The following is a 22,420-nucleotide window of genomic DNA, read 5'->3' on the forward strand; positions in this document are numbered from 1 at the left end:
AATCGACGTAATGCGAAGCAACGCGCGTTCCTTGAGCGTGGCACGGCGTATGCTCAGGGACACGGCGAACGAAGCGCCGCAGCGCAACATACATCGCCGGCGCACGAGAGTCGATAAAGGGGAAACCACATGACGACCCACGCATACGACGGTTACACGCAAGAGACCGAAGAGACCACGCAACTTGAACCGGCTACGCGCCACGCCGTTACGCCCGAGCAGCGCTTTACATCGGCGATCGCGTGTCTCGGCGCGGCCTGGGCGCTGTCATGGGCCGAGTTCGCATTGACGCTCGCCATCGGGCTTCCAGGCGATGCGTCGAGCCATCCGCTCGCCGCGATGGTCGCGTCGCGGGTGCTCGTCGGCCTGCTCTATGTGTGCGTTGCATCACGCCTGCAATGGGCGCGCTGGCTGACCGTCGTGCTCGGATTCGTGTCCGTCGCCCTCGTCGCGCCGACCCTTGCGCTGCAATGGCATATCTTTCCGGCGGCCGCGTTCGTCTGCGGCGTCGGACTCGTCTGCAAGTTCGCGGCGTCGCTCTATCTTCTTTCGCCGATGCCAGGACGCCTCGCGACGCACTAGCCATTCGAAACTCGCGGTTTGCAATCCTTGAAGCGGACGCGGCTTTTTCGCGCGTCCGTCCGCTCGCACAATGCATGACCACCTTCAACGTCATCCATGCGAGCCCGATCATGAAAATCGCTGTCATTGGTGCAACCGGCACGGTCGGCCAGGCGGTCGTCGCCGAATTGAAAGCCCGTCACGAAGTCATCGAAATCGGTGCGACGCGCGGGGCGCATCGCGTCGATCTGCTCGATCTCGACAGCATCAGAAAGCTCTTCGAAACCATCGGCAAAGTGGATGCGATCGTCGCGACCGCCGGTCATGTGCACTTCGGCCCGCTCGTGAAGATGACGCCGGAGCAATTCCGTCTCGGTCTCAACGACAAGCTGATGGGCCAGGTCAATCTCGTGCTCACCGCGCGCGATTACCTGAACGACGGCGGCTCGTTCACGTTGACGAGCGGCATCGTCGGCGCGGAGCCGATTCGCGAGGGCGCGAGCGCGGCGGCGGTCAACGGCGCGATCGAAGGCTTCGTGCGCGGCGCGGCGATCGAACTGCCCCGCGGCCTGCGCATCAACGTCGTGAGTCCGACGATGCTCGAAGAGGCGCGCGAAAGCTTCGGCCCGTATTTTCGCGGTTTCGAGGCCGCGAGCGGCGCGCGCGTGGCGCTGGCGTACAGCCGCAGTGTCGAGGGCGCGGAGACGGGGCGCATCTATACCGTCCACTGACACTTGCGCGCGCGAAGTGTGCATGGAGCGCGACGCATCGATCGCTTATGCTCGGCGCTTCGAAAAACTCATGGAGCGCGCGATGCAATGGACCCGGGACGGCTATCGGCTGAGCACGGACATCGACGAATTCGACTTCGATGTCGTGCATCGCTATTTGAGCGAAGTGGCGTACTGGTCGCCGGGCATCGCGCGAGAAAAGGTCGAGCGCGCCGCGCGTCATTCGCTCGCGTTCGGGCTCTTTCACGGCAACGCGCAGATCGGCTATGCGCGCATGATTACCGACACGACGACATTCGCCTATCTCGCGGATGTGTTCGTGCTGCCCGAGCATCAAGGCGCGGGCCTCGGCACATGGATGATCCAATGCGTGATGGCGCATCCCGATCTTCAGGGACTGCGCCGCATGATGCTCGTCACGTCCGACGCGCACGGGCTCTACGCGCGCTTCGGCTTCGCGGCGAGCCAGCATCCCGAGCGCATCATGGAGAAGATCGGCAAGGCTTAACCGCCCTTCACGCCCTGCGTGTTGACGTAAAGCGCATAGAGCCCGTGACTCGCCGCCATGAACAACCGGTTGCGATGCCGTCCGCCGAAACACACGTTCGCGCAACGCTCGGGCAAGTCGATGTGGCCGATCGCTTCGCCTTGCGGCGTGAAGACGCGCACGCCGTCGAGTTCGGCGTCGCCCATGCCCCAGCCGCACCACAGGTTGCCGTGAATATCGACGCGAAAGCCATCGGGGGTGCCGGGGCCCGCATCGATGAGCGGGCGCGCCTCGCCTAGCCTGCGACCGCCGTCGAGCACGTCGAACGCGTAAATCTTGCGCGGCGTCGCGCGCGATTCCACCACATACAGCACCGATTCGTCCGGCGAGAACGCGAGACCGTTCGGGCCCACGAAGGCGTCGATCATCATCGTGATTTCGCCGCTCTGGCCATCGACGCGATAGACGCAGGGCTTCAGTTGCGCCTCGTTCTTTTCGCCTTCGTAGAAACCGTCGATGCCGAAGGTCGGATCGGTGAACCAGATCGAGCCGTCCGACTTCACGACGACATCGTTCGGCGAATTGAGCGGCTTGCCGGCGTAGCGATCGGCGATGACGGTGATCGATCCGTCGTATTCGGTGCGCGTCACGCGCCGCGTCAGATGCTCGCAGCTTACGAGCCGGCCTTCGCGATCGCGCGTGTTGCCGTTCGCGTTGTTCGACGGCTTGCGAAACACGCCGACTTCGCCGCTCTCTTCGTCCCAGCGCAGGATGCGATTATTCGGGATGTCGCTCCAGAGCAGATAGCGGCCGTCGCCGAACCAGACCGGCCCCTCGGACCAGCGCGCGCCCTGATACAGACATTCCACCGACGCCGATGCGATGCGCAGTGCATTGAAACGCGGGTCCAGCACGCGCACGGCGGGGTCGGGATAGCGGCGGTCGGGGTGGGTCATCTTTCTTGTCTCCGGTTGGGGGTTGTCTTCACGGTTCGCCGGCGGCCACGCCGGTCAACTCGGCGATCGATCTGTTCAGCCCATCGAAGATACGCTCGGCGACCCGAGGCGGAAAATCGCCGGGCAATTGCGCTGTCACTTCGTCGATGACCGTCGGCGCGGGTTCGACGATGTGCCGGATGATCGGCTCCGCGCTGTCGCCGAAACCGCATCTCTGCGCCATCGCGTCGAAGTGCCGGCGCTTGATCTCGCGAAACGCGTAGCGCCTGCTCGCACCGGGGATGGCCATCGCCAGCTTCGCCTTGTCCCACGACCATTGGTTGGCGCCGTCGCCTTCTACTGGCCAGATCGACATGACGTCATAGAGCGGCGTGAGGCGGTATTGTCCGCCCCTCGCCAGATGAATGCTGAAGTTCTTCGCGTGACCGTCGGGCGCGGCCAGCAGCCAGAACAGGATCTGCGCGCTCACGAGCGTTTGCACGTCACGGCGCGCTTCGGTCGACTGTTGCAGCACGCGCGCGAGATCGCGTCGGCGTCGCGCCATGGGGCTTGAGCCATCGTCCGTCGTGCCGCAGCAGCGCGGTCTTTTCCTGCGCGCCCGCGAGCGAAATGCGGAAGTCGTCGTCATGGTCGGTGCCCAAGGGCATGCCGCCGGCCACCTGATTCAGCAGGCTTTCGACGTCATCGTCGCTGAACGGCGTTCCTTCGATGCTTTCGATGTCTTTCGGCGCTTCGTCGTCGGCAAGCAGTTGCACGGCACCGACACAATCGCGACCGATGGCCCGCAGCAAGTCGAACGCATCGGCGCTGTCGGTCTGGAAGCGCTGCGCGATGCGGCGGCGAATCGGCTCGCTGTCGGGCAGAAGATTGTCGAAGTAGTTGAGCACGGCGTCGCCTTTCAGCGGCGCGCCGTCGAGACCGATCGGCAGCGACAGCGAGAGCGGACGTGCCTCGTCCGAGCGAATCCACTCGGTGTCGTATATGAGTTCCGCCGGTCCGCGCGTAGGCAGATTCCACGTTGCCACGCGCTTTCCGTTGGCCCATACGGACAACGCGCGGGAATGAAGCCGACGCCCGGCCATTACCGGTCGGCCTCGTTTGCTTCGATCAGCGACGTGTCGGGCCGGGCCTGCACCAGCAACTGGAGGCCGTAGACGCCGAACACCGCGAGGAGTTGATCGAGCGTCAGCGAGCTTGAATCGCGCTCCAGGGTAGAAAGCCGGCTTTGGCTGATGCCGAGGCGCGCCGCCGCCTGCGTCTGCGTCAGTCCGGCCTGCTTGCGGCCGGCCGCGAGCACATGGCCCATCTGCGCGACTGTCACGATAACTTGTTGCATGGCGCAAATTATCTGTGTGACGAAATAGAAGCAGTTTATTCGCCACACAGATAATCGGTCACCTACAAATCAGAGCGAGTATCTGCGAGAAGAATAAATACCGTTTATTCGTCCCGCAGATATTCGATGCCGGCGCTCAGTTCGGCCCCAGCTCTCCATCCCTCAGACGCCACAAGTTCAATGGATTGTCGTCCGCCAGCGCAGCCGGCAACAGCGCCGCCGGCAGATCCTGATAGCACACCGGGCGCAGGAAGCGCTCGATCGCCATCGCGCCGACCGACGTGGAACGGCTGTCCGATGTGGCCGGGAACGGCCCGCCGTGCACCATCGCGTAGGACACTTCGACGCCCGTCGGAAAACCGTTCGCGAGAATCCGGCCCGCCTTGCGCTCGAGCACCGGCAACAAGCGCCGCGCAAGCTCGACGTCGCCCTTTTCCATCAGCAGCGTCGCGGTGAGTTGGCCTTCGAGATGGCGCGCGACGGCGATCATCTCGTCCTCGTTGCGGCAAATGACGATCACCGACGTCGGTCCGAAAATCTCGCCCGACAGTTGCGGCTTGGCCAGAAATTCCTCCGCATTCACGCGATACAGCACCGGCAGCGCGCCGCTCGGTGCGTCGCCCTTCACGCCGGTCGCGATATTGCGCGCGCCGGACGCGTCGCGTTCCTGGATCCCGCTCGCGTAGGCCGCGGCGATCTGCGCGGTGAGCATTGTCTGCGTTTCCTTCTTCATGATCGCGGTGGCGGCAAGATCGATGAAGTCGTCGAGATCCGGCCCCTCCAGCGCGATCACGAGGCCCGGATTCGTGCAGAACTGGCCGACGCCGAGCGTCACCGAATCGATGTAAGCCGCCGCCAGCGTGTCGCCGCGCGCTTCCAGCGCGCCCGGCAACGCGAAAACCGGGTTCACGCTGCTCATTTCGGCGAAGACGGGAATCGGCACCGGGCGTTTCGCCGCGATATCGACGAGCGCGAGCCCGCCGCGCCGCGAGCCGGTAAAGCCGACGGCCTGAATCGCCGGATGCGCGACGAGCGCCTCGCCGATCGCATTGCCCGCGCCGACGACGAGCGAAAACGTGCCCTCGGGCAAGCCGTTGTCGGCGACCGCCTTCTGCACCGCGCGGCCGACGAGTTCGGACGTGCCGAGATGCGCCGGATGCGATTTCACGACCACCGGACAGCCCGCCGCGAACGCCGAGGCGGTATCGCCGCCCGCCACCGAAAACGCCAGCGGAAAATTGCTCGCGCCGAACACGGCGACCGGGCCGAGCGGAATCTTTTGCAAACGCAGGTCGGATCGCGGCAGCGGTTTTCTGTCCGGCTGCGCGGAATCGAGCGTCGCCGAGAGCCAGCGGCCCTCGCGCACGAGCGATGCGAAGAGCCGCAACTGCCCGACCGTGCGGGCGCGCTCGCCTTCGAGACGCGCCTTCGGCAGCGCGGATTCGGCCATCGCGCGCTCGATCAGCGTATCGCCGAGCGCGATGATGTTGTCCGCGATCGCTTCGAGAAACTGCGCGCGCGTTTCGAACGGCGCGTGGCGATAGTCGTCGAACGCCGCTTCGGCCAGCTCGCACGCGCGCGCCACTTCCGCCGCGCCGCCGCCGCCGAACTCGGGTTCGAGATCGGCGTTGCGCGCGGGGTCGAACGCGCGGAGCGTGGCATCGGTGCCCCGCACGGCCGATGCCCCGATCAGCATTTCTCCGGTGATCTTCATTTCAGCTCCTCATCTCTTGTTGGCGATGGGCGGCGAGCGCTGGGCGCGGCCGCCCGCTAAAGCGAGTGACCCGCGCCCCGCGCAAGCGTTCCGCGCGAGGCGTGCGAGTGGTCATCGAGAGCGGTGAAGCAAATGCGGTGCGCGGTCGAAGCCGAAGCGAAAACCGGTCTTGCGTTGACGCCAGAAACTATAGGCGCGACGCACCACTTGCGAAAGGAAGCGCCTCAGGTTTTGGCGACGGGCGTCGCGGACTTCCTGAACGTGATGTGCGCGATGCGCCGCACCAGCAGCGCCGCCACGAGCGCGGCGACGGCCGTCAGCAGCACGCCGATGTGGATCGACTGCACGAGCGCGTCGCGGGCGGCATCGAAGAGCGCGGGCCCGTCGAGACCGGCCGCGCCCAGTTCGGCGAGGATGCGCTCGCGCAACGCTTCATCGACGAGAATGCGCGGATCCGACAGCCGCGGCAGCCACTGCGCCGACACCGACGGCCCGAGCACGCTCACCGTGCGCGCCACGACGCTCGCATAGTGATGCGCGACGATCGTCCCGACGATGCTCGTGCCCATCATCCCGCCGACCATGCGCGTCGATTGCAGGAGCGCCGTCGTGATGCCGAAGCGCTCGCGGCCCGCGATCTCCTGCCCGAAGATATTCATGTTGTTGAGGATGAAGCCGAGGCCGATGCCGGTCGCGGCCATCGGCAATTCGATCCACACGTGCGGCGTCGATTCGCGCGCGAACGCGAGTCCGACCGACGCGATCAAAAGCAGCGTGAAGCCGATCGACAGGATATTCACCGGCTTCTTCATGTGAATCACGATGCGCGTGTTGATGAAGCTGCCGAGCGCGATGCACGCGGCGATGGGCGTCGCGAGCAGACCCGCGGCCTGCGGCGACAGGCCGAAGCCGCCTTGCAGCAGGAGCGGCGCGAAGAAGATCAGCGAGAACATCACGAAGCCCGCGAGAAACGAGAGCGTGAAGAGCGTGTTCATCTGCGCGTCGCGGAAAATGTCGAGCGGGATGATCGGATGCGTCGCGCGCCGCTCGCAGATCAGGAGCGCCACCGCGCACACCGCTACGCCGATGCCGAGCGCGACATTGGCGGCCGTCAGCCCGTCCTGCGGCAGCGCCTCGATCAGCGCCTGAAAGCCGCCGAGCACCAGCGCGACGAGCGCCGCGCCCGTCCAGTCGATCTTCACGCCGCCCTCGCGCGGCCGATGCAGGTTCGGCAGATGCGCCCAGATGAAATACAGCGCCGCCGCGCCGACCGGCAGATTGACGAGAAACGTCGAGCGCCAGCCCCAGTGCTGGCTCATCCAGCCGCCGAGCGACGGCCCGGCCGCCGTGCCGATGCCGTAAGCCGCCGCGAGCACGACCTGCCAGCGCACGCGGGCGCGCGGATCGGGGAACAGATCGGGAATCGACGCGAACGCGGTGCCGACCATCATCCCGCCGCCGACGCCCTGCAGCCCGCGCGCGAGCACGAGGAACAACATGCTGGGCGCGAGGCCGCACAGCACCGACGCGGCCGTGAACGTAATCACCGCGGCGATCACGAAGCGCTTGCGGCCGAAGTAGTCGCCGAGCCGCCCGAACACCGGCACCGTCACGACCGACGCCAGCAGATACGCGCTCGCGATCCACGCGTAGAACTCGAAGCCGTGCAGCTCCGCCACGATCGACGGCAGCGCGGTGCTGACCACCGTCTGATCGAGCGCGACGAGCATGTTGACGAGGCCGATGCCGAGCATCGCGTAGAGAGCGGTTCTGAACGGTAAAGCAGGCGGCGATTGAGTCACGGTCGGGCGGGCGGGATGGAGAGGTGCTAAAAAGAGATCGCGCCGCCGTTTGTTAAGCGGACGCTGATGTAGAAGAACCACGAATTGTACGGCCTGACTTGCGCCAGATCGACCTATCGCAAAAAAGCATCGGCGCTGATTCCGTCGACCATTGGCGATCTCGGTAAAAAAGCAACCCAGTAAGGTAAAAAAGTTTGACCGATGCCGTGCCCGCGTCAATTTTTCACGCGGGCCAATGGTTGCCCTATGGGAGAATCGTTTTGTCATTCATCAACAAAACGAAGCCCAAAATGTCCGTCGTGTCCGAACTTTCCCGTGCGCGCCGCAATTCGGCGCACTGCTCCACGTGCGCGATGCGTCATCTGTGCATGCCCGAAGGCCTGTGCGCGAACGACATCGCCAAGCTGGAGAACATCATTTCGGTGACGCGCAAGGTCAAGCGCGGCGACGCGCTCTTTCGCGCGGGCGACCGCTTCGATGCCCTGTTCGCCGTGCGCTCCGGGTCGATCAAGACGGTCATCACGCACGACGGCGGCCGCGAGCAGGTGACGGGGCTGCTGCTCGCGGGCGATGCGCTCGGTTTCGAAGGCATCGAGGAAGGCGAGCATACGTGCGATGCGATCGCGCTCGAAGACAGCTCCGTGTGCGTCGTGCCGTATTCGCTTTTCGAGCGCATGTGCCGCGAAACCGACGCGCTGCAAAAGCGCCTGCATCGCATGATGAGTCACGCGGTGAACCGCGAGGCGAATCACGTCGTGCGGCTCGGCATGCTGCGGGCCGACGAGCGCGTCGCGCGGCTGCTGCTCGATCTTTCGTCGCGGCTGTCGAAGCGCGGTTACGCGTCGTCGGAATTCACGCTGCGTATGACGCGCGACGACATGGGCAGCTATCTCGGCATGACGCTCGAAACCGTGAGCCGCACCCTGTCGCGTTTCGACAAGGCGGGCCTCATCGAGACGCAGGGCAAGTTCATCCGCATTCGCGACTTCGACGCGCTGCGCGCCGTCTGACGGGACATCGTCTGCGATTATTGCGTCGGCCCGAATAATCGCCGCCTATTTTTCTGTTGGCATGCGCTTCGCTACGGTTTAGTCTTTTCGATTCGACCGACGCGCGCTACGGCGCGCGATTTGGTCGATTGCGAAGCCACTGGCCAGCCACGGAGATTGGGCGACATGAACCGCGAACCTTCCCTGCGTCATCCGCTGCTCGAGCGCCTCGCCGAAGCGCGCCGCGTCACCGACGAGCTTTTCAATGTCGTCAAGCCCGAGCACCTTTACGACAGGCCGATCGCCGAGCGGCATCGCATCGTTTTCTATATCGGGCATCTCGAAGCCTTCGACCGCAATCTGCTCGATCAGCGGCTCTTCGATCTGCCGAGCCCGAATCCCGCCTACGACCAGCTTTTCGCTTTCGGGATCGATCCGGTGGACGGCGGCCTGCCGACCGATCAACCGTCCGACTGGCCTTCGCTCGACGAAGTGCGCGCGTATCGCGACACGGTTCGCGCCGAGATCGACGCGCATTTCGATCCGATCAGGATCGCCGCGGCGCCGCTTTCGGCAGACGAGCCGCCCGCGAAGCTGCTCGAAGTGGCGATCGAGCATCGGCTGATGCACGCGGAAACGCTCGCGTACATGCTGCATCAATTGCCGGTCGATAGAAAAATCGCGCCATCGAATGCGTTTTCGGAACGTTCGTCGGATCGCGATCTGTCGCACGAAAGCGTGCGCGTGCCGGCGGGCAGCACGACGCTCGGGCTGACGCGGGAAAGCGGCCTGTTCGGCTGGGACAACGAGTTCGGCGAGGAACGCATCGAGGTGCCCGCGTTCGAGATAGACCGCCATATGGTCACGAACGGCGACTATCTGCGTTTCATCGATGCAGGCGGTTACTGGAATCGCGATTACTGGGACGACGCCGACTGGGCGTGGAAGGAAGAGCAGCGCATCGCGCACCCGGCGTTCTGGATTCCCGGCGACGACGCGAACGCATGGCAGCTACGCACGATGTTCGACGAAATCGCGCTGCCGCCCGACTGGCCCGTCTACGTGAGCTACGCCGAAGCGAAGGCGTACGCGCGCTGGGCGGGCAAGTCGTTGCCGACCGAGGCGCAATGGCAGCGCGCCGCATCGGGCGCGCCGCATGTCGCGGAAGGCAACTTCGATTTCCGCCGATGGGACCCGGCGCCGGTGCAGGCGCATCCGGAGAATCGCAGCGAGTTCGGCGTCGAAGGGCAATTCGGCAACGGCTGGGAATGGACGTCGACGGAATTCGGCCCGCTGAACGGCTTCGAGCCGTTTCCGTTTTATCTCGGCTATTCGGCGAATTTCTTCGACGGCAAGCATTTCGTGATAAAGGGCGGCTCGGCCCGCACGGCGGCGTGCATGTTGCGGCCGAGCTTCCGCAACTGGTTCCAGGGGCATTACCAGTACGTCTATGCGGGATTTCGCTGCGTGAAGAACATCGATTGAGCGATCACCGCGCGCAACTTATCGTGCGGTCACATCCTTGGCCGGGACGTCGATGGTCGCCGTTGCATTGGCGGCCGGCGTCGCGCTTTCGCCCACGCCATCCTTGAAAGCCTTGACCGCGCCGCCGAGATCGGAACCGACGCTACGCAGCTTTTTGGTGCCGAAAACGAGCGCGACGATAGCCAAGACGATGAGCCAATGCCCGATGCTAAGACTTCCCATATCACCTAACCTCACAGAGATAAACGTTGAAACCGGGCGGAATGCGCAAGATTTACTCGACGCCCCGCTCGCACTTTGCGTATTCTGTCATAAAAATCAACAACTTATGTGACCCCGTTTTGAACTGCGCTCGGTAAACGGCCGGCTCCCGAGTATTTATTGCCTCGGCCCCCAAAATGGAAACGCCGCGCGTCCTCACGAGCGCGCGGCGTTTTTCGCTTGCTATCGACGCGATCAGAAATCCGTTGTCACCGACAGCAGCACCGTGCGCGGCGCGCCTTGCGTCAGATAACCGCCGATCGTCGAAGCCCAATACGACTTGTTCGCGACGTTGAGCACGCTCGCGCGGAACGTCGTCGGCTTGCCATAGATCACGGTCGCGTAACGCGCGCCGAGGTCGAAGCGGTTCCAGTGCGGAATCGACAGCGTGTTGGTCGTGTTCAGATACTGCGACCCGGTATAGATCCAGCGCGCCGTCAGCGTGAGGCCGTTGAGCATCGGCACGTCGTACTCCGCGTTCACGTTGAACATGAACGTCGGCACGCCGATCGGCTTATTGCCGTCCAGGGAGGCGTCGCCGAGACCGTATTGCGTCGCGTGGATATACGTCGCGCCCGCGATCAGGCGCACGCCGCGCACCGGCTCGCCGAACACCGACGCCTCGATACCGCGATGGCGCTGCGTGCCGTCCGAGACAAAAACGTTCGACGTGTTCGTGTAGGTCAACGGCTTTTCGATCTGGAACGCCGCGATCGACGCGCCGTACTGGCCGTTGTCATACTTTGCGCCGACTTCCCATTGCTTCGACTTCTCCGGCGGCAGCAGTTGCCCGGTGTTGACCGCGGTTGACGGCGCCGCCTCGCCGATCGTCAGCGCTTCGCTATGGTTCGCGAAGAACGACACGTTCTGCCACGGCTTCACGACGAGACCGAACAGCGGCGTCGTCACCGAGTCGTTGTAGGCCTCGGTCTGAACGCCCGTGTAGTCGAAGTTGTTCGCGTGGATGTCCTGGTGACGCACGCCGACCGTGAACAGCACGCGGTCGTTGAGGAAGCCGAGCGTGTCGGAGATCGAGACGCTGCGCAGCAGGCTGAGCGACGTGGTTTGCGGATCGGCGAGATTGCCCGCCTGCCCGATCGTCGCCGGATACGGAACCTGCGGCGTGTCGTAGATGCTCGACGCCCAAGAGCCGCTGTACGTGTACGCCGACCTCGAATCGACGCGCACGATCGACGCGCCCGCCGTCACGAAGTGCGACACCGGGCCGGTGTTGAAGTGACCGCGCACGCCGGCTTCGGCGGAAGTGCCGTCTTCCTTGTGCGGCACGCCGAGACGCGATTGCGTGACGCCCGTCGTATTGATGCTCGGCGACGAATACTCGCCGTGCTCGTCCGTATGACGCGCGCCGCCCGTCACGTAAGCCGTCCAGCCGGGCAGGAAATCGTATTCGGCGCGCAGGATGCCGACCGTGTCTTCGATCGAACTGTAGGTCCACGACTGCCCGTAGTTGTACGACGCCGACGGCGGTTCGGGAATGTAGTTGGCGTAGTCGTAGACCGTCGAGCGGCCGCCGTTCACGCGCTGGCGCTGATACAGGAAATCGGCGTACAGACGCAGTTTGTCGCCGCGCCAGTCGAGCGCCACGGCGGTCGTGTTATCCCGCCGATGTTCGTTGTCGATCGACGTCTCGCCGTCGTGATTCGCCTGATTCACGCGGATGCCGAACTGCCCTTCGCTGCCAAATCTGCGGCCGACATCGACATGCGCGCCGATCGTACCGGACGTCTCGCCATCGATCGTCACGCGCGTGAGCGGCTTGTCGTCGGCGCGCTTGAGTTGCAGATTCAGCCCGCCGCCCACCGCCGAGCCGTTCGGCGATGCGCCGTTCAGAAACGCGTTCGCGCCCTTGAACACATCGACGCGTTCGAGCGCATCCGTCGAGACGAGCTGACGCGGCGTGATGCCGTAGAGACCGTTGAGCGAGACGTCATCGCCTTGCAGCTCGAACCCGCGAATGATGTACACCTCGGAGAAGTTGCCGAAGCCGAACGCCGTACGCACCGCCGGATCGTTCGCGAGCACGTCCGAAAGCGTGCGCGCCTGCTGGTCCTCGATCAGCTTCGACGTGTACGTCGTCATGCTGAACGGCACGTCGATCATCTTTTGCTGGCCGAGCACCCCGAAATCCGCGCCGCGCGCGACCTGGCCGCCAGCATAGGTCGGCGCGAGATCGCCGGGCAACTGTTCCTTCGACGCCTGAACCTTGACGGCGGGCAGCGTGCTCTCGGCGGGCGAATTCGCGCCTTCAGCGTTGCTTGCGCCGGACGATTGCGCGTGAGCGGACAAGGAAAACACCGCCGCGACAGCCGCGACGATGGCTACGCTCGACGCGCGACGGACGAGCGCCTTCGCAGGCGTGGCCTGCAAGGTGGAAACACGGGAAACGGGCATGAATCAGAGAGGAACGTCGAAGTTGGTCGGTCTTCCGTCCCGGGGCGCGAATGGAATCCGGGCGGCATTGTTCTGAGCGTCGAAGCAAGCCGCGCAAGCGCGCGGCAGCCCGAGGCCGTTGTGCGCCGCATTATATTGCAAATAAGAGTCGTTATCATTCCGATAACGAGAGATTTGTCGTAACGCAACGTCTGACGCGCGTCAGGCTTTTGAATCGCGCTTTATGCGAGGATCCTCGGATTTACGAAGTCATTGAACGTGCCGACCGCGCATCGGCGACGGCGGCCGAATGACGGCGCGCCGCGCGCTTCCTGAACCAGATGATGAGCCCCGTCGCGCTGAGCACCGCGACCGCGATGCCCACGGCGCTCACGAGAATCCGTCCGCCGAGGCCGACGATGCGCCCCGAGTGCAGCGGAAACTGCGCCTGCATGAAGATGTCGCCGGCCGAGCCGCGGCCCGGAATCGTCGATCCCGCGAGCGCGCCCGTCTGGGCGTTGTAGTACAGCCAGACGTTGCCGAGACCAACGTCGCCGTGATCGTGCCCCGGCGCGAAGAAACCGACGCCGTAAGCCTTGAACATCGGCGCGTAGTAGAGCGCGCCCGGCGGTTCGGTCAGGTTCTCGCGTTTCGCGTCGCGGGCGGCCATCTCCAGAATCTGCTCGCGCGTCGCTGGCGCCTTGCCCGGCGGGCCGGCGCGCACGAGTTCGGGGTTGTCGAGGAAAGAAGGCGAAAGCTTCGAGAACATCGATACGACCGGGCGCATCACGGGTTCGGAAAGATTCATCGAGATCGAGGTGAGCGCCATGACGAGCAGAAGGCCCCAGATCCACACGCCGCCGGAGCGATGCAGGTCGAACGTCAGCGCGTAGCCGCCGCGCTTCACGCGGAACGCGAACGACTTGCGCCACGCCTTCACGCTCGGAAACGACAGAATCAGCGCGATGCCGCTATCGAAGAACCAGAGAATGCCCACGATGCCGATGAGCCACGTGCCGATATCGAAGCCGCCGACGACCGGCAAATGCAGCGTGTAGTGCAGCTTGTAGAGGAACGGCATCAGATCGATGCGCGCGAGCGACACCGCGCCCCACATGCGCTGCGCCTGCACCTGCCCCGTCGCGGGATCGACGGCGATCTGGTTGTACGGCACGTCGAACGGCGCGTTCGTCGCCGGATTCGTGCGCGGCATCACCATCATCTGCGCGGTGTGCCCCGGCTCGATGCCGAGCGGCAGGTACGTCACCTCGACGCGCGGATCGGCCGCTTCGACGCGCCGCGCGAGTTCGAGCGGCGGAAGCGCGGGCGCATCGGTGCGCGCGTTGAAGAACGACGGATTCAGCAGCGCGTCGATCTCGTGATCCCACGCGATGATCGCGCCGGTCAGACCCGAGACGAAGAGAAAGAGCGCGGTCGCGACGCCGAGCCAGCGATGCAGGCGAACCAGAACCGGCCTCATGCCCGCTCCTCGGGGCGATAGTCGTGCGCGACGGCGATCATCTTTTCGACGTGATGTAAATAGGAATTGTTCGCAATTCTATCGACGACTGATCGGCCACACAAGCTTCTCGTAAGCTGCTTACCATTTTTTGTCACGAATCCGTGCCGACAGTGGAGCAAAAGTTTACAAGCTCGCGATGTTCAGGGCAGAATGCCGTCGCCCGATAATGCGAACGATTCGCATTTAAAACAACTCCAACCGACGACGGACAGACCATGAAATCAGCGACGCGCTCGCGCGCATTCCCGGCCACATCGACGATGCGGCCTTCGACCCTCGCCGCCCTGCTGCTCTTCGCGATGAGCCAGTCCGCGATGGCGCAAGGCAGCGACGGCGCGCAAGCCGCCGATCAACCCCACGAGGCGTCGCTGCCGGCGGTGTCCGTCACCGCGTCGCAGGACACGCTGCAGCATCTGCGCGACGACGTGTCGAGCGGCGCGCTCGGCTCGCGCACGCAACTGGAGACGCCCTTCTCGACGACGATCGTCACCGGCGAGGAGCTCGCCGACCGGCAGGCCAACAAGCTCGGCGACGTCTTCGCGCAGGACGCTTCCGTGTCGGACAACAGCAATCCGTACAACGCGTGGGCGAGCTACATCACCGTGCGCGGCATGCAGCTCGACTGGCAGAACGGCTTCAGGCTCGACGGCCAGCCGTACAACGGCTACGGCATCACGATGCCTTACGAGCAGCTCGAAAGCGTCGAACTGCTGAAAGGGCTGTCGGGCTTTATGTACGGCTTCGGCGCGCCGGGTGGCGTCGTGAACTACGTGACGAAAAAGCCGCCCGCGACCGACAGGCAGATCGCGAGCGTCGATGTCGGCTATCGCTCGACGTCGGTCTGGACCGAGCATCTGGATCTCGGCGGGCGCGTCGGCCCGGACAGCATGGTCGGCTACCGCTTCAACGCGACGCACGAGGAAGGCAAGACGTACAACGACGGCAACGTGCGGCGCGATTCCTTCTCGCTCGCCGCCGACGCGCGCCTGACCCGCGATCTCACCGCGACCTTCGGCGCGCTGTATCAGGAGCGGCATGCGTCCGGCATCACGACGGCGATTTCGACCGCGCGATATACCGGCACGTCGCTGCCGGCGACGCTGTCCGGCGGCAGCAGCACGCTGCAGACGCCCGATCAGCATCTGAACACCAACCTGCAGATCTACACCGCCGGCCTGCATTACAACCTGAGCCCGGACTGGACGCTCTCGGCGACGTACAGCTTCAGCAAGAGCACGCGCTATCGCAACGAAGGCACTTGGTATCTGCTCGATCAGGCAGGCGATTACGACGACTATCGCTTCGAAGGCAAGGAAGGGCATCAGCTGAACACGTTCCGCGTGATGGCCGAAGGTCTCGTGAAGACGGGACCGCTCAGGCATCAGCTCGTGTTCGGCGCTGATTACCAGAAGCAGACGACCGACTACGGCGCGAACTCCTTCTATGCGCAGCTCGGCACGGGCAACCTCTATCAGCCGAACGTGAATCGTTACGACAGCTCCGGCTTCTACACCTATCGCGCCGCCGACGTCACGCAGAAGGCGCTGTTCGCGAGCGACACGATCGCGCTGACCGAGCGCTGGTCCGTGCTCGGCGGCCTGCGCTACACGAACTACGAGCAGCACGGTTACGGCCTCGACGGCAGCACGTCGTCGACGTACACGCAAAACGGCGTGCTCACGCCAACCGTCGCGCTGATGTACAAACTCACGCCGGGCACGACGCTCTATGCGAGCTATGTCGAATCGCTCGAAGCGGGCAACGTCGTCGGCGACACCTATGCGAACGCCGGGCAATTGCTCAAGCCGCTGCGCAGCAAGCAATACGAAGTCGGCGTGAAGAGCCAGAACGCACGCTGGAGCGCGACGGCCGCGTTGTTCCGCATCGAGCGCGGCGCGCAGTATGCCAACAGCGACAACGTCTTCGTCGAGGACGGCGAGTCGATCTTTCAGGGTGCCGAAGCGGGCGCGGACGTGCGTCTCGGCCGGGACTGGACCGTCGGCGCCGATCTGATGTGGATCGCGACGCACTACGAGAAAGGCTCGACCAACAACGGCAATCGCGTCGCGGGCGCGCCGGGATTCGTCGCGGCGGCGCACGTGAATTACGCGGTGCCCGTCGTTCCGGGCCTGACGCTCGGCGCCGATGCGAAGTTCACCGGCAACACGAGCCTCAGTCCGTCCGGCGACATCAAGGTGCCGGGCTATCTGGTGATGAACCTCGGCGCGACCTACACGACGCGCATCGCCGGACATAACGTCGGGCTGCGCGCGGCCATCGACAATCTGACGAATCGCCGTTACTGGGAATTCCAGTACGCCGATTACATCCAGCCGGGCGAGCCGCGCACGCTCTCACTCAACGCGCGCGTCGAATTCTGATCCTTGCCGCGCGACATGCCTTGAAATAACTGGTCCGAGAGGCCCGCCCCTTGTGCCGCAAGGCTTGGCGGGCGGGCCGTGACATTCCGTGAAATAGTTTGCGCGTGGTTTTTAACCGGGCCGATCGCCACAATGGGTTCATTCGCAACCACCCACCAAGGCGAACAATCATGGAACTGGAACTGCTCGGAAAAATCTCGATGTACGTGATGGGCATCGTCCTCACCGCGTCGCTGCTCGAGGCCGTCGTCCTGCATTTCAAGTACAAGGGCACCGACAAGGCGTTCGACTGGCACGAGACCTGGATCTCGCTCGTCGATCTCGTCGGCCGCAAGCTCCTCGCGTTCCTGCCGCTCTCGCTCGCGACGCCCGTCTTCAACTTCGCGTGGGAGCATCGCATCCACACGGTCACGACGAACACGGCGCTCACGCTGTTCCTGCTCTTCATCGGACAGGAGTTCTGCTACTACTGGTATCACCGCGCGTCGCACACGATCCGCTTCTTCTGGGCGAATCACGCGGTACATCATTCGCCGAACCAGTTGACGCTGTCGTCGGCGTATCGGTTGGGCTGGACCACCAAGATCGCGGGCTCGGCCATCTTTTTCACTCCGCTCGTGTGGTTCGGCGTGAAGCCCGACGTGGTGCTCGCGGTCGTGTCGATCAACCTCCTCTATCAGTTCTGGCTGCACGCAACGTGGATTCCGAAGCTCGGCTGGCTCGAATATGTGTTCAACACGCCGTCGGCGCATCGTGTGCACCATGCATCGAACGCGACATATCTCGATGCGAACTTCGGCGGCGTGCTCGTGATCTTCGATCGCCTGTTCGGAACGTACGTGGAAGAGCGCGCCGATGAGCCGTGTGTCTACGGCCTGACGACGCCGGTGACGTCGCATAACCCGATCGTCGTCGAGATGCAGCACTGGGCCAGCCTCGCGAAGGACATGTACAACGCGAAGAGCGTGTCGGATGCGGTCGGCTTCCTGCTGCGTCCTCCGGGCTGGCTGCCGAACGGCGAAGGCGACACCACCGAAGAATTGCAGAAGCGCGCCAAGTCGATCGAACAACAACCGGCCCACGCGGGCCGATAACGAAAGCCTCGCAGCGGTACTTTCGAATCCCGATGTCCGGTTCAGCGCCGGCATCGGGTTTTTTCATTTGCGGCGCTGGATCGTCGCAGCCGCCGCGCCCGCCGCCGCAAACGCGCACGCGGCGGAGAGCGCGGCGACGGCGCGCAACGCATCGGCGATGGCATCGGCTTGCGCGCGGGCGAGCGGCGCCGATGACGCTTCGGACGTCGGCTGGGCGTCCAGCGCGCGCATGCTGTCGCGCGGCACATGCAGCCGATCGAGCCGCGCCGACAAAGCCGCGTCGTGCGACCACACGAACACGATGCCGAGCACCGCGATCGCGAGCAGACTCGCCACGCGCGCGACCGCGTTGTTGATGCCCGACGCGATGCCCGCGCGCTCGCTTCCCGCCGATGCCATCACGGTCGTCGTCAGCGGCGCGACGGTGATCGTCATGCCGAGCCCGAGCACGACGAGCGCTGGCAGAAAGCCCATCCAGTAGCTGCCCGCGACGAACGGCAGCGCGAGCATCGCGAAGCCCAGACCCGCCACGCACGGACCGGCGATCAGGAGCGCACGCGCGCCGAAGCGGCTCGTCAGCCCGCCCGTGAAACGCGACAGCAAACCGATGATGAGCGGCATCGGCAACACCGCCGCGCCCGCTTCCGTCGCGGTGAAACCGTATGCGCGAATCAGCGTGTACGGCAGGAAAAACAGCACGCCGCCGAGCCCGAAGTACAGCAGCAGCGTGACGATATTCGCGCCGCTGAAATCGCGCGAACGGAAGATGTCGAGCGGGACCATCGGATCGCGCGATTTGGCTTCGATCGCGATGAACGCGGCGAGCAGCACGATGCCCGCGCCGATCATCCCGAGCACGAGCGGATCGGCGAAACCGCGCGACGGCGCTTCCGTGAGACCGTAGGTCAGCATCGCGAGGCCCGCCGCCGTGCTCGCCGCGCCGGGCCAGTCGAGGGTTGGCGGCGCGTCGGCGTCGTGGCTGTCGGGCACGGAAGCCATCGCCAGCGCGATCGTCGCGGCCGCGAGCGGCACGTTGAGGAAAAAAATCGCGCGCCACGAAATTGCATCGACGAGCCAGCCGCCCGCCGCCGGACCGACCGACGACGTGATCGCGCCGACGCCCGCCCACGTGCCGATCGCGCGCCCGCGCGCCTCGCCGTCGAATATCGCGCCGATGATCGCAAGGCTGCCCGGCACGAGCAGCGCCGCGCCGATGCCCTGCAATGCGCGCGCCGCGATCAGCCAGCCCGTGCCCGGCGCGAAGCCGCACGCCGCCGACGCGACCGTGAAGATCGCGACGCCCGCGACGAACACCTTGCGCCGTCCGAGCTTGTCGCCCATCGCGCCGCCGACCAGCACGAGCGCGCCCAGAAACAGCAGATACGCGTTGACGACCCACTGCATCGCCGCAATGCTCGCGCCGAGCTCGCTCTGGATCGACGGCAGCGCGACGTTGACGACCGAGCCGTCGATGAACGCCATGCTCGATCCGAGAATCGTCGCGGACAGCGCGAGGCGCTTGCGATGGCACGGCTGATCGGCGGCGACGGGTTGCGCGCGGATCGCGAGTTCGTCGCAAGGACTCGCGGGCGAGGCGACGGCGTGCACGCGTTGCGGGTTGTTCAATGGCGCTCCTGGTCGACGAATCCGCGGATAGAAGAGGCTAACCGGTTCTGCATTTTCACGCCCGCGACGTGGTTGGCACGCTCGCGCGCACGCCCCGGCCCGGCGGGTTAAGCTAATTGCTTCACTCGCATCGAGATGCCGCCATGAGTCGAACAGACGGAGTCGCGCAAAGCCGATGGCTCGTAGATGCGCGCGAGGAAATCGCCGCCGCGCTTCGGACTTCCGACGAAGCCTGGCTTCACGACATGAGCATGCGCTGGGGTTGCCGTCTCGCGATGCTCGTCGCGGATTTCGGCGTGCGCGTGATGCTGCGTGAGGAAGGCGTCGTCATGAAGCTCGAGCCGCCGCCGGAGGTCGACAGCGCGCTCATCGAGTTCTGCGAAGGGAAGGCCGATTCGCTCGCGCGCGCCGCGTGGATCAAGCTGTCGAAGTTCGAAGAGCACGCGATCGCCGTGCTCGAAGCGAGCGCGCTCATTCAGGGCGATGCGCAATGCACCGCCTGCCGCGAAACCATTCTCGCGTGGCGTCAGATGCTCATCGCCGCGAACGAGTGGCCGCGCGAGGAAGCCGATCCGTACATCAGCCACGCCTGCCGGCCGATATTGAAGCAGTTCATGAATCTCGCGTCGTGCGCGACGGACGGGCATCAGTTCGAGCTCGCGCGCGCAGGCGATTACGAAGAGACATGGCGCGAGTTCGAGAACTTCTGTTCCGATGAAGATGCGCCGCCCGTGACCGGCTGGGGCCGCAAGTATCGGCATCGGGCAAACGCATTGCCGATGCCTCGTGCGTTCCAAGTCAGAACCGATGCCGCAAGCCGACCGTCGCTTCGACCTGATTGCTCGTCGACGATGGCGCCGTGAGGCCGTTGATCCACGCCACACCCAATGGCGAATTGGCGCTGGCGCTCACGCCTTGCCATACGCCCTGGATGTAGACATCGGTGCGCCGCGAGAAGGCATAGCCGGCCATCGCGCTGACTTGATTCCAGTGCGGATTGCCCGCGCCCGCGAGCCCGCCCGCGCGCGAATACGTGTACGCGGCCGAAAGTTCGACGGCGGGCGTCAGCGCGTAGCGCACGTTGCCTTCGAAGTTCTGGACATGCGTCGAAGAGCCGGTCTGGAACAGCTCCGTCAGATTCGTCTGGGTATAGACGAGGCCCGCCACCGCCGGGCCGATCGCGTAGCTCACGCCCGCGCCCCACGTCTGCTGACGGCCCGCCAGCGCGCCTAGCGGAACGGCCGTCGTCGTGAGCACGCCCTGTAGCGAAGAGCCGGTCGTATCGGTGACGGCGCCGTTGGTGTTCAATTGCCCCGGCGTCGCGGCGTCGCTGTTCAATTGCAGGAAGCCCGCGCCGAAACTAAGCGGTCCCCACATATACGACATGCCGAAGCTGTACGCACGATTGTTCGAAAATCCGCCGGCCTGGTTCGAGAAACCATATAACGCACCGAGCTTGAATCCCGCGAAGTCCGGGCTCTGATACTTCACGGCGTTGTTGATCTGGAACGAATCGTTGAGGTTATCGATATCGAATGGATGTGCGAAATGCGTGCCGCCATACTCCGTGCCCGTCAATGATAGTGGCGCGACGAAATCCACCATGTCGTCGGTCTGACGGCCGAACGTGATAACGCCGTAATCGCGGCTCGACAAGCCGACATACGCCTGCCGGTTGAAGAGGCGGTTATTCACCGACGATTGTCCATTGTTCAGATTGAAGCCGCTTTCCAGATTGAAGATAGCTTTCAATCCCCCGCCGAGATCTTCAGCGCCGCGCAAGCCCCATCGGCTGTATTGGACTGGGCCGCTTTTCAGTTCCCAATTGCTGTGGCCGCCGCCGGTCGGCGTGATCTGATTGTTCGAATACGTGATGCCGGCGTCGATGAGGCCGTAGAGCGTCACGCTGCTTTGCGCGTGGGCCGCGCCCGCGCAAGCGATCATCGTGGCCGCACCGCTCATAAGCAACTTTTTCATTTGCCGAGGCTCCATCGATGTCGGGTAAAGACACGCATGCCTCATCCACTTTATGCGACCGAAACGATAACCGGCAACCTGAAAATATCGCGCGCGAGCACGGGCTCGGGCGTCCGCTTAAAAGTCGTGGCGCACCGAGAATGTCATGCCCTTTTCATGCTCGTGATTCACGCCGAGCTGCGGATTGGCAGAGAAATGCCAATCGTCCGTGTCGTTCGTGATGTCGTCGCGCGGCTGCACCCGAACGGGCGCCGAATTGGGCGATAGCGGCAAGGGATAAGCCCGCGCGAGCTGGCTCAGATCGGGATGAACATTTCTTTCGTACTTCGACAATGCGATGGCGTCGAGCGCGTCCATCGTGCCCTTGAATGCATATCGCGGATGACGAGGCCCGACGCGAGACACGCTTTCGGTCGAGACAATGGCTGGCGCGGGAAAGAACAGCACATTCGCCGCCACGCGCTGATTGGGGATCAGGCGAGCCTGTTCGCTGGCTGATGCGAAGCTGCCGACAACAAAAGCCATGATGCCGGCGACCCAATACCTTCGGATAAGACGTGTCATCGAATGCCCGAAAGACGCTACGGTCGAATGAAATTCAGCGCTCTTAAATCATTTTAATTCATTTGGCGGTGCGTTTCCTGACGATGACGCCATCGAATCGTAATCACGAATTGTGCAACGAATCGAAATGTGATTCTCGAATTGCATGACGGGTTTCACAACTCTGCGCGCAGCATCTATCTTGAAGAGCGGATCGACTCCGATCACGCATCTTCCGGAGACCACATCATGTTTGCGCGCAAGCTCCGACTCATTGCCTTGTCCACTGCAATACTCGTCTGCGCCATACCGAATGCCTCTTTCGCAACGGAACAGGCACAACAACGCCGCGCGGGACGCGACGTCCGCCAGGACACGCGACAGCACGCACGCCATACGAAACAGGATTGCCGCGCGGCGAATCAGCAATCGAACGCGAGTTGCCGTCACGACAAACGCGACACGAAGCAACAGGGACGACAGGCAGCACGCAATATCAAGTATTGATGTGCGGGACAGGTTGTTTCCTGTCTATCGCATTCCCGCAATCGCCGATGAACGTTC

19 protein-coding genes and 1 pseudogene are annotated in these 22,420 nt (G+C 64.1%); 9 read left to right on the forward strand and 11 right to left on the reverse strand.

Annotated features, from left to right (window positions below; all coding sequences use genetic code 11):
* The first annotated feature begins 129 nt into the window (after positions 1 to 129).
* From NCS02_RS18995 to NCS02_RS19005, 3 genes are all read left to right on the forward strand, one after another.
* Positions 130 to 582, forward strand: coding sequence for a hypothetical protein (locus NCS02_RS18995; RefSeq protein WP_175979520.1), 453 nt, complete (start codon positions 130 to 132; stop codon positions 580 to 582).
* Between the two features lie 107 nt (positions 583 to 689).
* Complete coding sequence (locus NCS02_RS19000) at positions 690 to 1,292, forward strand: short chain dehydrogenase (protein WP_175979582.1); 603 nt, start codon at positions 690 to 692, stop codon at positions 1,290 to 1,292.
* Between the two features lie 82 nt (positions 1,293 to 1,374).
* The gene (locus tag NCS02_RS19005; RefSeq protein WP_034473104.1) at positions 1,375 to 1,800 is read left to right on the forward strand and encodes a GNAT family N-acetyltransferase; all 426 of its coding nucleotides are present in this window, start codon (positions 1,375 to 1,377) and stop codon (positions 1,798 to 1,800) included.
* Here NCS02_RS19005 and NCS02_RS19010 read toward each other — a convergent pair.
* The 5 genes and pseudogenes from NCS02_RS19010 to NCS02_RS19030 all read right to left on the reverse strand — a co-directional run bounded on the left by NCS02_RS19010 (position 1,797) and on the right by NCS02_RS19030 (position 7,539).
* The gene (locus NCS02_RS19010; RefSeq protein WP_250440726.1) at positions 1,797 to 2,735 is read right to left on the reverse strand and encodes an SMP-30/gluconolactonase/LRE family protein; all 939 of its coding nucleotides are present in this window, start codon (positions 2,733 to 2,735) and stop codon (positions 1,797 to 1,799) included. The genes NCS02_RS19005 and NCS02_RS19010 overlap by 4 nt on opposite strands.
* Positions 2,736 to 2,763: 28 nt before the next feature.
* Positions 2,764 to 3,817, reverse strand: a pseudogene (locus NCS02_RS19015) (HipA N-terminal domain-containing protein).
* Positions 3,817 to 4,071, reverse strand: coding sequence for a helix-turn-helix domain-containing protein (locus NCS02_RS19020; protein ID WP_250503095.1), 255 nt, complete (start codon positions 4,069 to 4,071; stop codon positions 3,817 to 3,819). Before NCS02_RS19020 ends, NCS02_RS19015 begins: the two are co-directional and overlap by 1 nt.
* A gap of 136 nt (positions 4,072 to 4,207) precedes the next feature.
* Positions 4,208 to 5,785: an aldehyde dehydrogenase (NADP(+)) gene (locus NCS02_RS19025; protein ID WP_250503096.1), complete on the reverse strand. Its 1,578-nt coding sequence runs from the start codon at positions 5,783 to 5,785 to the stop codon at positions 4,208 to 4,210.
* A 224-nt stretch (positions 5,786 to 6,009) separates the two neighbouring features.
* The gene (locus NCS02_RS19030; RefSeq protein ID WP_250503123.1) at positions 6,010 to 7,539 is read right to left on the reverse strand and encodes an MFS transporter; all 1,530 of its coding nucleotides are present in this window, start codon (positions 7,537 to 7,539) and stop codon (positions 6,010 to 6,012) included.
* A gap of 338 nt (positions 7,540 to 7,877) precedes the next feature.
* Between NCS02_RS19030 and NCS02_RS19035 the strand changes: the two genes are divergently transcribed.
* Entirely contained in the window at positions 7,878 to 8,597 is a 720-nt protein-coding gene (locus tag NCS02_RS19035; protein WP_008352872.1) for a helix-turn-helix domain-containing protein, read from the forward strand.
* 165 nt (positions 8,598 to 8,762) lie between these two features.
* Entirely contained in the window at positions 8,763 to 10,061 is a 1,299-nt protein-coding gene (locus tag NCS02_RS19040; RefSeq protein WP_008352871.1) for an SUMF1/EgtB/PvdO family nonheme iron enzyme, read from the forward strand.
* An 18-nt stretch (positions 10,062 to 10,079) separates the two neighbouring features.
* Here the strand turns inward: NCS02_RS19040 and tatA are convergent, their stop codons facing one another.
* The 3 genes from tatA to NCS02_RS19055 all read right to left on the reverse strand — a co-directional run bounded on the left by tatA (position 10,080) and on the right by NCS02_RS19055 (position 14,193).
* Positions 10,080 to 10,283 (reverse strand): Sec-independent protein translocase subunit TatA, encoded by a 204-nt coding sequence (tatA, locus tag NCS02_RS19045; protein WP_008352869.1) that lies wholly within the window; start codon positions 10,281 to 10,283, stop codon positions 10,080 to 10,082.
* Between the two features lie 234 nt (positions 10,284 to 10,517).
* Positions 10,518 to 12,734, reverse strand: a complete 2,217-nt coding sequence (locus NCS02_RS19050) for a TonB-dependent receptor (RefSeq protein WP_250503097.1) — start codon at positions 12,732 to 12,734, stop codon at positions 10,518 to 10,520.
* Positions 12,735 to 12,975: 241 nt separating this feature from the next.
* Positions 12,976 to 14,193 (reverse strand): PepSY-associated TM helix domain-containing protein, encoded by a 1,218-nt coding sequence (locus NCS02_RS19055; protein ID WP_250523261.1) that lies wholly within the window; start codon positions 14,191 to 14,193, stop codon positions 12,976 to 12,978.
* Between the two features lie 257 nt (positions 14,194 to 14,450).
* Here NCS02_RS19055 and NCS02_RS19060 point away from each other — a divergent pair, with 257 nt between their 5' ends.
* Together NCS02_RS19060 and NCS02_RS19065 are read left to right on the forward strand one after the other, a co-directional pair.
* The gene (locus NCS02_RS19060; protein ID WP_502800887.1) at positions 14,451 to 16,616 is read left to right on the forward strand and encodes a TonB-dependent siderophore receptor; all 2,166 of its coding nucleotides are present in this window, start codon (positions 14,451 to 14,453) and stop codon (positions 16,614 to 16,616) included.
* Between the two features lie 170 nt (positions 16,617 to 16,786).
* Positions 16,787 to 17,710: a sterol desaturase family protein gene (locus NCS02_RS19065; RefSeq protein WP_250503098.1), complete on the forward strand. Its 924-nt coding sequence runs from the start codon at positions 16,787 to 16,789 to the stop codon at positions 17,708 to 17,710.
* A gap of 63 nt (positions 17,711 to 17,773) precedes the next feature.
* Here NCS02_RS19065 and NCS02_RS19070 read toward each other — a convergent pair whose 3' ends face one another.
* Positions 17,774 to 19,336 carry an MFS transporter gene (locus tag NCS02_RS19070; RefSeq protein ID WP_250503099.1) on the reverse strand — a complete coding sequence of 521 codons (1,563 nt, stop codon included), beginning with the start codon at positions 19,334 to 19,336 and terminating at the stop codon, positions 17,774 to 17,776.
* Between the two features lie 143 nt (positions 19,337 to 19,479).
* On the opposite strand from NCS02_RS19070, the gene NCS02_RS19075 reads away from it, so the two are divergent.
* The gene (locus NCS02_RS19075; protein WP_250503100.1) at positions 19,480 to 20,199 is read left to right on the forward strand and encodes a hypothetical protein; all 720 of its coding nucleotides are present in this window, start codon (positions 19,480 to 19,482) and stop codon (positions 20,197 to 20,199) included.
* Here the strand turns inward: NCS02_RS19075 and NCS02_RS19080 are convergent.
* Complete coding sequence (locus NCS02_RS19080; RefSeq protein WP_008352860.1) at positions 20,135 to 21,313, reverse strand: porin; 1,179 nt, start codon at positions 21,311 to 21,313, stop codon at positions 20,135 to 20,137. The genes NCS02_RS19075 and NCS02_RS19080 overlap by 65 nt on opposite strands.
* A gap of 117 nt (positions 21,314 to 21,430) precedes the next feature.
* Complete coding sequence (locus NCS02_RS19085; protein WP_008352859.1) at positions 21,431 to 21,838, reverse strand: hypothetical protein; 408 nt, start codon at positions 21,836 to 21,838, stop codon at positions 21,431 to 21,433.
* A 267-nt stretch (positions 21,839 to 22,105) separates the two neighbouring features.
* On the opposite strand from NCS02_RS19085, the gene NCS02_RS19090 reads away from it, so the two are divergent.
* Entirely contained in the window at positions 22,106 to 22,363 is a 258-nt protein-coding gene (locus NCS02_RS19090; protein ID WP_033536715.1) for a hypothetical protein, read from the forward strand.
* The last annotated feature ends 57 nt before the right edge of the window (positions 22,364 to 22,420 follow it).

Origin of the sequence: Caballeronia sp. NCF2 (genome assembly GCF_023631205.1) — a bacterium.
Taxonomy (GTDB): domain Bacteria; phylum Pseudomonadota; class Gammaproteobacteria; order Burkholderiales; family Burkholderiaceae; genus Caballeronia; species Caballeronia zhejiangensis.

Coding starts and splice junctions, on each gene's coding strand:
- NCS02_RS18995 (WP_175979520.1), top strand. CDS start 130: ATGACGACCCACGCATACGACGGTTACACGCAAGAGACCGAAGAGACC.
- NCS02_RS19005 (WP_034473104.1), top strand. CDS start 1,375: ATGCAATGGACCCGGGACGGCTATCGGCTGAGCACGGACATCGACGAA.
- NCS02_RS19010 (WP_250440726.1), bottom strand. CDS start 2,735: ATGACCCACCCCGACCGCCGCTATCCCGACCCCGCCGTGCGCGTGCTG.
- NCS02_RS19020 (WP_250503095.1), bottom strand. CDS start 4,071: ATGCAACAAGTTATCGTGACAGTCGCGCAGATGGGCCATGTGCTCGCG.
- NCS02_RS19025 (WP_250503096.1), bottom strand. CDS start 5,785: ATGAAGATCACCGGAGAAATGCTGATCGGGGCATCGGCCGTGCGGGGC.
- NCS02_RS19030 (WP_250503123.1), bottom strand. CDS start 7,539: ATGCTCGGCATCGGCCTCGTCAACATGCTCGTCGCGCTCGATCAGACG.
- NCS02_RS19035 (WP_008352872.1), top strand. CDS start 7,878: ATGTCCGTCGTGTCCGAACTTTCCCGTGCGCGCCGCAATTCGGCGCAC.
- NCS02_RS19040 (WP_008352871.1), top strand. CDS start 8,763: ATGAACCGCGAACCTTCCCTGCGTCATCCGCTGCTCGAGCGCCTCGCC.
- tatA (WP_008352869.1), bottom strand. CDS start 10,283: ATGGGAAGTCTTAGCATCGGGCATTGGCTCATCGTCTTGGCTATCGTC.
- NCS02_RS19050 (WP_250503097.1), bottom strand. CDS start 12,734: ATGCCCGTTTCCCGTGTTTCCACCTTGCAGGCCACGCCTGCGAAGGCG.
- NCS02_RS19055 (WP_250523261.1), bottom strand. CDS start 14,193: ATGAGGCCGGTTCTGGTTCGCCTGCATCGCTGGCTCGGCGTCGCGACC.
- NCS02_RS19060 (WP_502800887.1), top strand. CDS start 14,451: ATGAAATCAGCGACGCGCTCGCGCGCATTCCCGGCCACATCGACGATG.
- NCS02_RS19065 (WP_250503098.1), top strand. CDS start 16,787: ATGGAACTGGAACTGCTCGGAAAAATCTCGATGTACGTGATGGGCATC.
- NCS02_RS19075 (WP_250503100.1), top strand. CDS start 19,480: ATGAGTCGAACAGACGGAGTCGCGCAAAGCCGATGGCTCGTAGATGCG.
- NCS02_RS19080 (WP_008352860.1), bottom strand. CDS start 21,313: ATGAAAAAGTTGCTTATGAGCGGTGCGGCCACGATGATCGCTTGCGCG.
- NCS02_RS19085 (WP_008352859.1), bottom strand. CDS start 21,838: ATGGCTTTTGTTGTCGGCAGCTTCGCATCAGCCAGCGAACAGGCTCGC.
- NCS02_RS19090 (WP_033536715.1), top strand. CDS start 22,106: ATGTTTGCGCGCAAGCTCCGACTCATTGCCTTGTCCACTGCAATACTC.